The sequence below is a fragment of the Moraxella equi genome, from assembly GCF_002027555.1.
Lineage (GTDB): Bacteria > Pseudomonadota > Gammaproteobacteria > Pseudomonadales > Moraxellaceae > Moraxella > Moraxella equi.
The window spans coordinates 1-14,943 of the sequence record NZ_MXAP01000001.1 but is presented as its reverse complement, the minus strand read 5'-3'; the positions used below and the strand labels follow the sequence as shown (position 1 = coordinate 14,943).

The 14,943-nt window shown below is 42.5% G+C and carries 10 protein-coding genes, 1 tRNA gene and 1 pseudogene; 4 read left to right on the top strand and 8 right to left on the bottom strand.

Annotation, left to right across the window (positions count from 1 at the left end; all coding sequences use genetic code 11):
• Positions 1-79: 79 nt before the first annotated feature.
• From B5J93_RS00060 to B5J93_RS00050, 3 genes are all read right to left on the bottom strand, one after another.
• Positions 80-165, bottom strand: a tRNA-Leu gene (locus B5J93_RS00060).
• A gap of 129 nt (positions 166-294) precedes the next feature.
• On the bottom strand, positions 295-2,655 hold the full coding sequence (ppsA, locus tag B5J93_RS00055) for a phosphoenolpyruvate synthase (protein ID WP_079323845.1): 2,361 nt from the start codon (positions 2,653-2,655) through the stop codon (positions 295-297).
• A 132-nt stretch (positions 2,656-2,787) separates the two neighbouring features.
• A complete protein-coding gene (locus tag B5J93_RS00050) occupies positions 2,788-3,627 on the bottom strand; it encodes a substrate-binding periplasmic protein (protein ID WP_079323844.1) in 840 nt (279 codons plus the stop codon).
• A gap of 320 nt (positions 3,628-3,947) precedes the next feature.
• Between B5J93_RS00050 and B5J93_RS00045 the strand changes: the two are divergent.
• Positions 3,948-4,997, top strand: a pseudogene (locus B5J93_RS00045) (ISAs1 family transposase); the annotation flags it as partial.
• Between the two features lie 368 nt (positions 4,998-5,365).
• Here B5J93_RS00045 and B5J93_RS00040 read toward each other — a convergent pair.
• From B5J93_RS00040 to B5J93_RS00030, 3 genes are read right to left on the bottom strand one after another with little or no spacing between them, the layout of a single operon-like run.
• Complete coding sequence (locus B5J93_RS00040) at positions 5,366-6,601, bottom strand: GDSL-type esterase/lipase family protein (RefSeq protein ID WP_079323842.1); 1,236 nt, start codon at positions 6,599-6,601, stop codon at positions 5,366-5,368.
• Positions 6,602-6,632: 31 nt separating this feature from the next.
• Positions 6,633-7,835 (bottom strand): SGNH/GDSL hydrolase family protein, encoded by a 1,203-nt coding sequence (locus B5J93_RS00035; RefSeq protein WP_079323841.1) that lies wholly within the window; start codon positions 7,833-7,835, stop codon positions 6,633-6,635.
• A gap of 28 nt (positions 7,836-7,863) precedes the next feature.
• Positions 7,864-9,426, bottom strand: coding sequence for an MBOAT family O-acyltransferase (locus tag B5J93_RS00030; protein ID WP_079323840.1), 1,563 nt, complete (start codon positions 9,424-9,426; stop codon positions 7,864-7,866).
• A gap of 317 nt (positions 9,427-9,743) precedes the next feature.
• Here B5J93_RS00030 and ppsR point away from each other — a divergent pair, with 317 nt between their 5' ends.
• Genes ppsR through sthA form a run of 3 tightly spaced genes read left to right on the top strand, consistent with a single transcriptional unit; the run spans position 9,744 to position 12,696 of the window.
• The gene (gene ppsR / locus B5J93_RS00025) at positions 9,744-10,637 is read left to right on the top strand and encodes a posphoenolpyruvate synthetase regulatory kinase/phosphorylase PpsR (protein ID WP_079323839.1); all 894 of its coding nucleotides are present in this window, start codon (positions 9,744-9,746) and stop codon (positions 10,635-10,637) included.
• Between the two features lie 39 nt (positions 10,638-10,676).
• The gene (locus tag B5J93_RS00020; RefSeq protein WP_079323838.1) at positions 10,677-11,045 is read left to right on the top strand and encodes a DUF4377 domain-containing protein; all 369 of its coding nucleotides are present in this window, start codon (positions 10,677-10,679) and stop codon (positions 11,043-11,045) included.
• 25 nt (positions 11,046-11,070) lie between these two features.
• Positions 11,071-12,696 carry a Si-specific NAD(P)(+) transhydrogenase gene (gene sthA / locus B5J93_RS00015; protein ID WP_228144818.1) on the top strand — a complete coding sequence of 542 codons (1,626 nt, stop codon included), beginning with the start codon at positions 11,071-11,073 and terminating at the stop codon, positions 12,694-12,696.
• A gap of 187 nt (positions 12,697-12,883) precedes the next feature.
• Here the strand turns inward: sthA and B5J93_RS00010 are convergent, their stop codons facing one another.
• Together B5J93_RS00010 and B5J93_RS00005 are read right to left on the bottom strand one after the other, a co-directional pair.
• Positions 12,884-13,456 carry a YceI family protein gene (locus tag B5J93_RS00010; protein WP_079323837.1) on the bottom strand — a complete coding sequence of 191 codons (573 nt, stop codon included), beginning with the start codon at positions 13,454-13,456 and terminating at the stop codon, positions 12,884-12,886.
• A 150-nt stretch (positions 13,457-13,606) separates the two neighbouring features.
• The gene (locus B5J93_RS00005; protein ID WP_079323836.1) at positions 13,607-14,638 is read right to left on the bottom strand and encodes a DUF3298 and DUF4163 domain-containing protein; all 1,032 of its coding nucleotides are present in this window, start codon (positions 14,636-14,638) and stop codon (positions 13,607-13,609) included.
• Positions 14,639-14,943: the final 305 nt, after the last annotated feature.

The window sequence follows — 14,943 nt, the reverse complement described above, 5'->3', positions numbered from 1 at the left end:
GAGCTTTGGGGTGCGGTTCAGGGACCCGGATATTATTTTTAAAAAATAAAAAACCCTTGAAAAATCAAGGGTTTGTAGTTGGTACCAGTGGTCGGACTCGAACCGACACGCTTATTAGGCAACGGATTTTGAATCCGTCGTGTCTACCAATTTCACCACACTGGCATGAGCGGTTAGCTTGTTTGCTATGGGTGCGTATTATAGCTTATTTTAAAATTTCGTCAAGGGGTTTTTATAAAAATTTTAAAAATATTTTAAAAACTGGACTGATTGGACAGCCCAGTCTTATAGGTTTTATTTATCCGCCAAAAATAACCAAGTATCCAGCACCGTATCAGGGTTTAGCGATACTGAGCTGATGCCTTGCTCCATGAGCCATTTGGCAAGGTCTGGGTGGTCGGACGGTCCTTGACCGCAAATGCCGACATATTTGCCTTGTTTGCGACACGCTTCAATCGCCATACTAAGCAGTTTTTTGACCGCAGGGTCTCGCTCATCAAACAAGTGCGACACAATGCCACTATCACGGTCAAGCCCTAGCGTAAGCTGAGTTAGGTCGTTTGAACCGATTGAAAAACCGTCAAAATATTGCAAGAATTCATCAGCAAGCAAGGCATTGGTTGGCAACTCGCACATCATGATGATTTCAAGAGAATTCTCGCCACGTTTTAGCCCATTTTTTTCAAGTAATTCAATGACTTGGCGGGCTTCGCCTTTGGTACGCACAAACGGAATCATGATTTTGACGTTGGTTAGCCCCATGTCATCACGGACGTACTTCAACGCACGGCATTCAAGCTCAAAGCAATCACGGAAATTGTCCGAAATATAACGACTCGCCCCACGGAAACCGAGCATGGGGTTTTCTTCGTGTGGTTCATACAGCTTACCGCCGATTAGGTTGGCGTATTCGTTGGATTTAAAATCACTCATACGCACGATGACAGGCTTGTCTTTAAATGCCACGGCAAGCGTTGAGATGCCTTCGATGAGTTTGTTGATATAAAACTCCACAGGCGAGTTGTACCCTGCGATACGCTCAAACACTTGGGCTTGGGTCTCTTGGGGCAAGGTGTCCACGTTAAGCAAGGCTTTTGGGTGTACGCCAATCATGCGGTTGATGATAAATTCTAAGCGAGCCAAGCCTACGCCTTCGTTCGGGATTTGGGCAAAGTCAAAGGCACGGTCAGGGTTGCCCACGTTCATCATGACTTTAAAGCCAAGCTGTGGCATACTGGCGACAGAATTTTTTTGCACGTCAAAGTCCAAAATGCCGTCATAAATAAAGCCCGTATCGCCTTCGGCACACGATACCGTTACCGCTTGTCCGTCCGTCAAAAGCTCGGTTGCGTTGCCACAGCCGACAATGGCAGGTACGCCAAGCTCACGAGCGATAATCGCCGCATGGCAAGTACGTCCGCCACGGTTCGTGATAATCGCATTGGCACGCTTCATCACAGGTTCCCAATCAGGGTCGGTCATGTCAGACACGAGCACATCGCCGTCTTGAACTTTGCTCATCTCGTTCAAATTCGTTACGATACGCACCTTGCCTGCACCGACACGCTGACCGATAGAACGCCCTTCGCATAGGACTTTTGCCCCCTTGCTATTAATGACGTAACGCTCCATGCTGGTTTTGTCTTGGCGAGATTTGACGGTCTCGGGGCGGGCTTGCACGATGAACAATTCACCCGTATCGCCGTCTTTTGCCCACTCAATGTCCATAGGACAGCCGTAGTGTTTTTCAATGATAAGGGCTTGTTTGGCAAGGCGAGTTAGCTCATCGGTATTTAGGGCAAACTGCTGACGGTCGGCTTTTTCTACGTCCACGATTTTGGTTGAGCGTTTGGTCGTACCTTCATCGCCATAGACCATTTTGATGTGTTTTGAGCCAAGATTTCGGCGAACCACGGCAGGGCGGTTTTCGGCAAGAAGTTTTTTGGATAAATAAAACTCATCAGGGTTTACCGCCCCTTGCACCACCATTTCGCCCAAGCCATAGCTTGCCGTGATAAATACCACGTCATTAAATCCGCTTTCGGTGTCAAGCGTAAACATCACGCCAGACGTACCCGTCTCCGAGCGTACCATACGCTGAACGCCTGCCGACAACGCCACGCCTGCGTGTTCAAAGCCTTTGTGTACACGATAGGCAATCGCACGGTCGTTATAAAGGCTTGCAAACACTTCTTTAATGGCGATAAGCACGTTGTCAATGCCCTGAATGTTAAGGAATGTCTCTTGCTGACCTGCAAAAGACGCATCGGGCAAATCCTCGGCAGTCGCTGACGAACGCACCGCCACCGCCACATCTTGACCGCCTGTAAGCGTATCAAATGCCGTGCGAATCTCGTCTTCTAAGTCTTTTGGCAATGCTTGGGCGATGACCCAGGCACGCACTTTTGCCCCCACTTCGGCAAGTTTTTCAACATCATCAACATCCAAGCCTTTTAACTCGGCATTGATTTTGTCAAGCAAACCCGTTTCGTTCAAAAAGCGGTTAAACGCCTCTGCGGTCGTGGCAAAGCCGTTTGGTACAGACACGCCAACATTGGCTAGGTTACTAATCATCTCGCCCAAAGACGCATTTTTGCCGCCGACAATCTCAACATCGTCTTTGCCTAGTTTGTTAAAGGGGATAACTTGTGCCATACGAACACCTTTTTATTTTGTGAAAGTTGGACAAATTATAACGATAAATTTGCCAATACGCTATTTTTATTTTATAAAAAAATGGATATATTTATTAAATAAATATATCCATAAAATCACTCATCTTGGCAATTACTGCAACCATTTTTGTTCAATACGTTTAATTTCGCCACTGGCAATCAGCTTGTCAATACCCTGATTGAGTTTGGCTAGCAATTCTTGGTTTTTTTTGGCAACCATAATAACCTGACGAGCCTCTGGGTTTTGCTCATTTTCATAATCCACAATTCTTAATTTAACACCTAAATCAGCATGATTTTGGATGTAATATTGAAGTAATTGACGATCCTCAAATGTAGCATCTATTTTGCCTTGAACAACTTCTTTAAATGCCAAATAAGAAGTGTCAGTATGTTTCATGCTTTCATAACCACCGATAGCCTCCATCTGTTTGACCTGTTTGGCAATTTCCATACCACCAACCTTTGCCCCTTTTAGATCCAATAACGATGAGATATTTTTATTAAAAAACTTAGGATTGTCTTCACGATAAACAATAGCGGAGGGGACATGCAGATAAGATTTTGTCAGACCATGTTGAATTTCCCTGTCATCACTATAAGAAATCCCAGCGATGGCTAAATCATATTTGCCTGCCTCCACCGAAGAGAATAATTCCTTCCATGGCATCGGATGAAAGTCTACCCCAAAGCCCATCTCGTCTCCGATACGTCTAATCACGTCCACGTCAATGCCAATAAAATTACCTTTTTCATCCAAAAAGACAAAAGGAGGCATATCCTGATTGACGGCAACTTTTAAAGTTGTAGCATGTTTTTGGTTAGAATCGGATGCATTTTGAATACTTTCGTTTTCAGAAGAAGCAGGTTTTTCACCACCACAGGCAGTCAAGACCCCACAAAGAAATATTGCAGAAAACAGTTTTTTAAATAAGTTATTATAAACAATCATGGTTCATCTCTCATTTAATGATTAGTTTGGATGTTAGACTTATTACGTAGATCAAACACATCACAAGACAATAAAAATCCCCATCACTCTTTTAATTAAGAGCAAAACACAAAAATGCAAAAAGCAAGGAGATAAAATTATACAGAAAACACCTATATTATATCATAAATAATACTATTTACAACAAAATTTGGTATATTTTCAGAGCAATCGCACTACAACCATCGACAAACCCACAATAAATCATTAAAATGTGAGCAAAAAGGACATTCTTTATGCTCACAAACCCCATTGACTATTTATCATAGGTTCATGACCCGAGGCGTCAAAACAAAAACCTGCTACACCCACTTAAAAACATTCTCACCATTGCCCTAACCGCAGTTATCTGTGGTTATCATGACTGGGTAGATACAGAAGACTTTGGCAGTGAAAACAAAACATGGTTTGCCACATTTCTTGACTTAACCCATGGCATGCCCTCACATGACACCTTTGGCAATGTCTTTAAACGCCTTAACAAAGATGAACTTAGTCGATACTTTAGTGAGTGGATAAATCAAACCCAAGCCAATCATCCACACATCGCCATTGATGGTAAATTCATCCAAGGTGGCTACAAAAATGACAACGCATTACAGCTTGTTACTGCCTTTGCCAGTCAAACCAAACTCATTCTTGCTCAAGTTGACATTGCTGATAAAAACAACGAAATTAGCACATTACCCCAACTGTTAAAACTCATTGACATCAGCGGTAGTATAGTGACAGCCGATGCCATTTACTGTCAAAAAGACATCAGCAAACAAATCATCAAAGCAAAAGCCAACTACATCTTTGCCTTAAAGCAAAACCACAAAACTTTGTATGAAGACATCGTACTGTGGTTAAACAGCAAGCTTAATAATAACAACATTACCAGCATACAGACTGTCGAAAAAGACCACGGTCGTATTGAGACAAGACGTTATGCGATATCAACACAACTTGATTGGTTATCAGGTAAAGATGATTGGACTAACCTTCATGCAGTGGTCATGGTAGAATCCATTCGTGATGTTAAAGATAAGGTGACCACTGAACACCGTTATTACCTAAGCTCCCTGACAGATGTTAATATGATTGCTGATGCCATTCGTAACCATTGGTCTATTGAAAACAGTCAGCATTGGGTGTTAGATGTTATCTTTAGTGAAGATGACCAAAAAAGTCTTGAACGTAATGAAAAAACAAATAAAGCATTACTGACTCGTACCGCATTAAACTTAATTCGAGTCAATGGGGATGCTAAACTCTCTGTGAAACGCAGTAAAATGAGAGCTTCACAGAATAAGTCTTATCTTGAACAGTTGTTGTTTGGTAAGGGGTAGTGCGATTGCTCTGGGTATATTTTAGATTGTTAATTAAGATACACTCTACAAAATGAAAAAGTACTACGGTTTCCGTTCATGGTGAGCTAAGTCGAACCATGACGGAAACCAACCCTTCGACAAGCTCAGGGCGAACGGTTTCCGTAGTAAAATTCAATTTTGTTGGCTGTACAACTCAATTAACCCAACAAGAGCAATGGGGAGAAAAAATCTCCTTAAAAACCCCAAACTAGAAACCACACCATTTCAAAGAAGCCTTGATAACATTCAGAAGAATTTTAACAATACTCTGATAAATAAACTGATTTAGGTTTTAGTCTCTGATTGCATCTTTTTTTAGCAACTCTTTTGAATCGAAGTTATGTTTTTTAATTCGCCCGTTCAATGCGAATATACCCACGCCCTTGACTGGCATTGTTAGAAATAGGCTGTGGGGCTAGGGCGGTATTGACAAAACCGCCATTTGAGACAGATGACAACAACAAAATGTCATTTGCCAACTCATTGCCCAGACGAGTGTAACCTGACTGGCTAAAATGCACGCCATCTTTATTGGCAAGCCCACGATTTATCCATGATTTCATAGAACAAACCCCACCCATCGCCCCTTGCCAATCCCAGTAGAGCGTACGTTCGGCTTGGGCGACTTGCCGTTGGGCAGTCTGTACGTCTGTGAGCGTGGCAGGGCGTGTACCACAACTACCGCCCGTGCTTTTTAGAGCTTCTGGCGAGCCTAACACCATGACCGCCGAACTTGGGCTGACGGCACGGATTTGGCCGATTTTTTCGGTCAAAGTCGTACGCACGCTCTGGCCTGACACGCCATTATAGGCTTCATTGGTGCCATAGGCGAGTACGATGAGCGTGGGGCGAATGGTGGCAAGCTCGCTTTGCCACGCCTGCGTATTCCACCTATTCCAATGCGACAGCTCAGAGCCATTGATGCCCAATGCCGACACCACCGCCCCACGCCCACTAGGATTAAACGCCCACCAACCGCCAATCGCCGAGCCTGTGGCATTGTCATTATAAATAGTAAACGGCAAATTCACGTCCACGCTCACCATCTGCCATGTACCGTCCTTACGTGCCGTCTCTAACACAAACCGCTTACCATAAGCGTCCACCCCTGTAAATCTACCGTCTGTCGGTTGCTGACGAATGCTCACCCAAATACGCTGAGCAGGTTCTGCCCCTTTTTTGGGTTTTAGAGTGAGGCTTGCCCCATTGACCTTGGGTCTGGCAATCAGTCCGCCCAGCGTATAGTACTCGCTTTGGTTGGTACGGCTAGAAATTGGCGAAAAATCGACATTATCATAGCTAAACCGTGTCATACGCTGACCGCTAAAATACATCGGCATCGCCCAGCCCATGCCACCATCGCCCATCACGCCCTGCAAGCGATTTCTTAGAGCATCCGTCATGGTATCGCCGGCGGTGTGGCTGTCGCCCAGTTGGACGATATGCACCGAGTGATTTGCCATTGCCTGTGCTAGGGCATTGGTGTTGGGTTCGCCAAAGTTGGCTAGATTGGCATGAGCCGATACCGACACGCACGCCATGATTAATAAGGTAGGCTTAAAGCTAAATTTTGTTAAATTCATGAATACTCTTTTTAGTTATCAAATGATAATATCACTCAATGATTAAATAAGATTGCACTTCTTTGGCAAGAATCCGCTGACCATCGCCAGAAAAATGAATACCATCACCGCTACGCATTTTCATATTTTTGCCATCTTTTTCAAGATAATCATTGTAAACATTGTTACGCCCACCCATGATAGGACGTGCATCAATCACTTTGACATTATGACGAGCTAATTCATTCATCATCACATCATTGAGCTGAACCATTTGTTCATTTAATTTATTTTTTTTCATATTTGGCGGCGTTACCCAAATCACACCCACCTGTCTTTCTTTGGCAAAATCCAATATATCTTTCATGCGTGCCTGATATTCTGCTATCCATTCTTCGCTATTAAATTTTAGGTATTTTCCCTGTTTATCTGGCATATCCCAAGGGTCATTTGCCCCAAGCATGATGATGAGTACTTTAATATTGCTATCTGACCTCAAAGTATTTTTAATGGTGCTATTCCAATCAAAGAATTTAGGATATGCCAAGCCGGTACTTTGTTTGCTAAGATTGACCGAATCTACGCCTAAGCCCTGTAGATATTTTTGCATATGTGGGGCAATGCCCTGCATCATCGAATCACCAGCAAAAAATACCTTTTGGCTTTTATTTAACGTTAAGGATTGTTCTAATTCATTTTGGGCTTGATTTTCTTTTAGGGCTTGGGCTTTTAATTGTCTTTCTTGCTCTTGGCGTAATTGCTCTTGGCGTGCTTTTTCTGCCATTTGGGCTTTATAAACAGGAGTATAGGCATAATTATCATTAAACCCATCAATCATACTTTTATTCATATTGTCGATATTATTGGCAATATTATCATGCAAGGTATATAACCTATCGCCAATATTGCCCCCTTTTTGCCATAAAGGGTGATTGATTAGATTTAATGGACTAGGCTGATGATAAGTTTGTAGATAATAGGCATTGATTGATTTTTGCATTATCCAAATACCCATGACGGTAGATAATACCAAAAACATGAGAGTGTTAATAAAGGATTGTTTGAAATTATCATCTGGTTTAATTACTTCATTATCCCAATCATCACTATCTTCTTGATAAATGATTTCTTCGTCTGTATTTTCTTTATCAATGATTTTTGTATCAATATTTTTATTTTCTTGATTAATGTCATTTTGACCATCAATATCAGCCTTGTCAATATGACTAATCTCATCTTGTTTGTGTTCGCTCATGATAATACCTTTTATCTTATCTTATCTTTTAGAAATTTGCATAAATAAAACCGGGAATGCCAGACGGAGCCAAAATTACCACCGCCATAAATATCATAAAGCACAACACATAAAAAATCACACTTGGCATTTTAAGTATCAGCCGACCGACATTTTTTTGATGACGATGAAATAATGGATAAATCAGCCATGCCAATGCCAATGCCAATATCGCCAATAGATAAAGCGGATTATTTGTCCATGCTACATTAATATGATTGAAAAATAAAGCATTAAAAACCAATAATGCTTCATCTAATGTTGTCGCTCTAAAAAACACAAAAGCAAATACCACAAAATGCACAGTAATTAATACGCCTAGCGTTTTACCAATGATGCCTGTATTTGCCAAAAAATTACGCCCTTTGACATGACCGCTTATTTTTTGGCAAGCCAAATCTCCAATATTTAATAAAGCAATGGCTAAGGCGTGTAACAACCCCCAAAAGAAAAAGTTAAAGGTTGAGCCATGCCAAATCCCTGATAATACCATTGCAATAATAAGATTGAGCTGGGTAAACCAAAAACCTTTTCTACTTCCACCTAAGGGAATGTAAATATAATCTCGTATCCATGTTGATAAACTAATATGCCATCTGTCCCAAAAATCTCTAATATTATGAGCTAATAATGGGGCATTAAAATTCATGGGTAAGCGAAAACCAAGCAACAACCCAAATGCCACCATCATCTCACTATATCCTGAAAAATCCAAAAATAATTGCAAGGTATAACCATAAATGGCAGTCAATACTTCCAAGCTGTGGAATCCTGCAGGATTGGCAAAAACGGGATCGACCCAATTATCCGCTAAATATCCTGCCAACCACCATTTTTTGGCAAGGGCAAGCACAATCAAGGCAAAGGCGATTTTTGGGTATAATAATTGGCGTGACTCTGGCTCATTTAATTGGTCATACATCCCACAAGGCTTGCCCATAATGTCAATCAAACCTTTAGTGTCATTAACACGGGTAATCGGACCTGCCGAAATTGTGGCAAAAAACGAAAAGTGCGTTAATGCTTGCCAAAAATATAAATAAAAAATAGGATTTTCATTATTTTCATCTTGTTTTTCTTGCTCACTTTGTTTAGTTTGTTCATTTTTCTCATAAACCACGCTTTGTCGGTAAAGCGTTACCAAATAACTAATGGCTTGAAATGAATAATAAGAAACACCCAATGGAAAAATAATATTTGCCATAAGTCCCGTATTATCTAATTGCCACATCTCTAAAGCACGACTAATATTAGCACGGAAAAATTCATAATATTTAAATACAGATAAATTTATCAAAGTGATGATAATACCCATCGTCATCCACGTTTTTTTGTGATGACTGATGATGATTTGCCGAGCAATGACATAAATGACAATGCTAAAAACAAACAGTATGCCAACTGCCATCATGCCTGCCATCAAATAAATAATGGCATGGCTGATAATGAGCAACAGCATATTTTGAATGTCTGGTCTTTTTTTAAATGCCCAATAAAGCATAAAAAATGCTATGAACAATAAAGCAAATTCTACCGATAAAAATGAAAACATTACAATCCTTGGTCATAAACCATCTGAGAAATCATGAATACATCTTACCAAAAGATGTAATTGTTATTATGGTTGATACCGTCTTTTATACATCTACACTTTTTATATTTACAAAAATAAACTTATTTTAACAAAATTACCAAAAATTGGCAATGGGATTTCTTGCACTTTTATGCTGTTTTATTAATAGTTATTTGCTTGCCACGTTCTTTGCTCATCATACCGCAGTTGATAATTTTCTCTACAAAACCCCCTGTTTTTGTGCTATACTCTCATTTAAGTTTACCCATGTATGGCACAGGACATAAAGGATAGCCATGTACGTTCACACCCCCACACCCAGCCAACAAGACGAGCAGGCGAATCAAACCAAGCAGTTTAAAGCCCCCGAGATACTTCGCAGTGCTTTTTTTATCTCCGACGGCACTGCCATCACTGCCGAGACACTTGGACGATCACTGCTTAGCCAGTTTGGCAATGTCAAATTTGACGTCAAAATCATCCCCTATGTGGACACTCCCGAGTTGGCTCATGAAGCGGTCAAACGCATCAACGAAGCTCATCGTTTATCAGGACTTAAACCCTTAGTTTTTGACACCATCGTTAGCGATGAGATTCGCAATATCATCAATGGGGCGGACGCCACCAACCTTGACATCTATGAAGGGTTAATTACCCGCATTGCCAATGAAATAGGCGAGGCTCCTGACTCCCATGCAGGCATGGCACACGGACAAGTGGACAGCGAAGACTATAAGGCAAGGATTGACGCCGTGCATTTTGCCTTGGATAATGACGACGGGGCAAGAACTAATCACTATGATGGGGCAGACATCATCCTAGTTGGCTTATCACGCTCAGGCAAGACCCCCACAAGCCTATATCTTGCCTTGCAGTTTGGCATTCGTGCCGCCAACTATCCTTTGACTGAAGATGACCTAGATAGTAGCAATCTACCCAAAGTGTTACAGCCCTATCACCACAAACTGTTTGGTCTGACCATTGACACCGAACGATTGGTGCGTATCCGTCAAGAGCGAAAAGCAGGCTCTCGCTATGCCTCCCTTGCCCAGTGCCAAGAAGAACAGCGTGCCATCCAAGCCATCTACACCGCCCAAAAAATCCCCAACCTTAATGTATCAGAAATGAGCGTTGAAGAGATTGCCACACGGATTTTACAAATTACAGGTTTGGCACGGCGGATTGGCTGATTTTTAAAATATTTAAAACTGATAAACCCTGAGAAAAATATGAAACATCACTCTTTGTTGCTCTTACCCCTAACACTCATCATCTCTTTGAGTGCGTGCCAAAGTCGTCCGCCCGTACCTGAGCCACGTTATATCCCTAATGTCGCCCTAAATGCCAGCGAAACACTAGAAGTCATGCCTTATCGCAGTGCTTGCCATTCTGCCACGCCCATGCAATGCCTACTGGTCAAGCCCGTCGGGGCAGATGATGATAAGCTGTTCGGTATTGGCTATAATAACATCATTGGCTTTACGCCAACTGTTGGCACCGCCTACACCATCAAGGTGCGTCAAGAGATAGACCAAAATACTGGCAAACCCACAGGACTGTGGCAGTTAGATGAGATTTTAACGCAAAACATTCGTTAATTAAAATAAACAAAAAGGTAATATCATGACCAAAACCAACCCCACCGAGACGACAGGTAAATCCCCAAACCCTGCCAAAAATGAGACCAAGGCAGAACACGCCATCAAAGAACAAGCCAAACGTTCCGCCCTACCCGAAGCAGAAATCAAAACCCCTGACAGCACAAACACGCCAGCTCATGAAGAGCATGACCTCAGTCACCCGCTAATTAGCCCCCTTGACGGTCAACGTATCGCCATCGCTCCCCAAAAACGCAAAGCCCGTCACGGCTTTGAATATGACGCCGTGGTACTAGGGGCAGGGCCTGCTGGTGAAGCAGCGGCGATGAAACTTGCCAAATCAGGACTTAAAGTGGCAGTCATCGACCCCCGTGACCAAGTAGGCGGTAACTGTGCTCATGTCGGCACCATTCCCAGTAAGGCACTTCGCCAATCGGTATTTAACATCATCAGCATGAGACGTGACCCCATTTTTAGCTCATTTACCGACAACTTTCAGGTTCCCCTAAATAAGGTGCTAAGCAAAGCACGGCGAGTGATTGCCAGTCAAGTCAATACCCACAAGCTATTTTATGAGCGTAACCGTGTTGAGATTATCCAAGGTTGGGGACGTTTTATTGACAAGAACACCCTAGAAGTCGAGCAGGTTCATGGCGAAGGTGCCAAGACAGTTACCTTTGAAAAAGCAGTGATTGCCGTGGGTTCACGCCCTTATCGTCCCGACCTGCTTGACTTTGACCATCCCCGTGTCTTTGACTCAGACAAGATTTTGCAAATGGACTATGTCGCTCGTAAAATCATCATCTACGGGGCAGGCGTGATTGGCTGTGAGTATGCATCCATCTTTACAGGTTTGGGTTATGTTGTTGATTTGATTAACAACAAAGACCAACTGCTAAGCTACCTTGACAACGAAATCTCAGATGCCTTATCTCACGACTTTCGTCAGTTTGGCGTGCGTATTCGTAGCAACGAAGAGATTGAACGCCTAGAAACCTTTGATGACTGCGTGGTCTTGCACCTAAAAAGCGGTAAAAAAATCAAATCCGACGCCATCCTTTGGTGTAACGGACGTTCGGGCAACACCGACGGGCTTAATCTAGAAGCGGTTGGCTTATCTACCAACGGTCGTGGACAGCTTGAAGTTGACCAAACCTACCGCACCAAAGCTGAGCATATCTATGCCGTGGGCGATGTCATCGGCTGGCCGTCTTTGGCGTCCGCTGCCTACGACCAAGGGCGAAATGCTGCCGGCTTTATGGTGGGTGACAAACACGCTGAGTTTGTCAATAGCGTGCCTACTGGCATCTATACCATTCCTGAGATTTCAAGCATTGGGGCGACCGAAGAAGACTTAACTCGCGACCAAATCCCTTATGAAGTCGGACAAGCCTTTTTCAAACATCTGGCTCGCTCCCAAATCATCGGTGAACGTTCAGGCGTACTAAAAATCTTATTCCACCGTGAAACTTTGCAAATCCTAGGTATTCACTGCTACGGCAACCACGCCTCCGAGATTATCCACATCGGACAAGCGGTGATGAAGTGTGGTCACACGCTAGAATACTTTATTAATACCACCTTTAACTACCCCACCATGGCAGAAGCCTATCGTGTGGCGGCGTTAAATGGCATGAACCGTATTTTTTAAAGCGTTACAACCCATAAAGGCACATCAAAGGACGTGCTCAGCACGTCCCTACGTCCACATGGTTAAATTGTGATAACTTTAAATACCGCCCATATTATTCGCTTTTTATTTTTATAAAACCATAAAAAATCACCCCAACACAATTTGGGGTGATTTTTGATTTTGGTTAAGATTTAGTTAAAACAAATTATTTCTTAGCGGCTTCCACTTGAATGTCAATGCGGACATTTTTTGCCATGCCGACATTCACCAAATAATCCATGCCCCATTTGGTGCGGTCAATGGTCGTGCTAAAATCACCGCCACAAACTTCGGTTTTTACCATGGGGCTGTCATAACAGTTAAACTTATTGGCATGCAGACGAACAGGGTGCGTTTGACCAAGTAGGGTAAGTTTGCCATCTACTGAGCTTAGTTTGCGTGCTTTGCCCTTGCCTGTGTAGTTGAATTTGGTAGATTCAAAACGCATGGTGGGGTATTTTTCAGCATCAAATAAATCGGCACTCAGCAGATGTTCAGTGAACTCCTTAGAGCTTGATTGTAGGTTTGCCAATGGCAACTCAATATCAATCTTACCCGTGCGTTTGGCTTTATCAAACTCCATCTCACCTGTCAGACTATACACACCACCCACGTTGGTGCTGGTTTTAAAATGATCAATGGCAAAACGGGCATTGGTGTGAAATGGGTCAATCTCATAAGTGGCGGCATTTGCCATGCCTGCTAGGGCGACAAGAGACAGTAGGGCTAGCTTTTTCATAACAACTCCTTGGGTTTGATGAATAATGTTATTGGCACAACACCAATGCGATAAATTCTAACAAGACCGATTAGGAAAAACAAGCACGATTAAGAAACGCATTGTTAATGTTTGGTTAATGATACATCAAGCTTTATCCGTTTGGCTTGCCTACTCCTTCTTTTGACCTGCCGTCTCTTTGCTTACTGTCTCTTGGTTCACTGTTTTGGCTGTCTGCTTAGGCAGGTATTCCTCTCGGATAATGCCTTGCAAACCATCATACGGCACCACAATCTCAACAAAACCCTGTGCAAAACCTCCCATTTCATAAGGCTGATACACCAGCACCACCCCATTTTTACCAAAATACGCATTTTCAGTCATCTCAAACTGCCACGTTTGCTCATATTCTTGGATTTCTTTTTTGGTTGTGATTTGTAGCTCGTTTTTTAGATACTCTTTAAACCCTGCATGAGCCAGCTCATGAAAATCGCTCGCCTTATCCGCCACAATCACATCAGAAAACTCAATCTGCGTCTGCAAATCCATATCAAACATCAGATATTCCATAAATGGCATACCGTGAGCCCCACCCATATAAACATCGCCAGTAATGGCAACCTGAGCTAAGTTTTTGTGAGCAGGGATAAGCTCTGGGGCAACCGTCCAAGCATAGCTCGGTGCCGACGACTCAAAGGACTCGCCATTTTCTTTGGCAACTTCCTTCATCTCATTGATAAGTGCCAAATGCTCGCCCACAAACCCATCAACATTTTGCTTAAATTTAAGCAGTTTGGGATTATCATCATTGGTAATTTTTTTATTGACAATCCGCTCTATCCAACGTGGCTCGATTTTTGCCAGTTTGATATTGATACCCGTACAAAAACCTTCCTCATAAAAATCTTCGTCATCTTTGGGTGTTTTTGGGTCAAAATTACACGCCTGCTTCATCTCATCGGGCAGTTCATACTCATAGGCAACCGTGCTAAATTTGATTTGTTCAGGCTTGGTAATCTTACCTGCATTGGCAAGTTTTTGGTCAAGGGCTTTAATGGTCTCGCTTGGGGTTAGCTCGCCACTTGGCATAACTTGGTTTTTTTGAGTATCCAGATATTCTGCTTGGTTGTTTTTGACCGTTTCATCCTGACTACAAGCAGTCATCAACACCGTCAAAGCCAGCACCAATACTTTTTTCATCATCTTACCCCTTTTTAGATTAAAACCGATAGGGCGTGTTGAATATTGGTATTTGCAATGAAAAGTGAGAAAAACCAGATTTAGCCATTTTTCATGCAAAAATCAATCAAGGCTTTAAATCTCTATTGAATTTAAATAAAATGTTATCAATACTCAACACGCCCTAGCATTGTAAAGCAAAATCAATCACTTGGCAAATAAAAAAGCCCACAATCTGAACCAACCCCAAATCTTAGGCATAAGATTAAAGGTTGGGTTGTCATCAAGGCTTGATTAATCCTGATTGGTCTAAGAACCTGTTCACAATC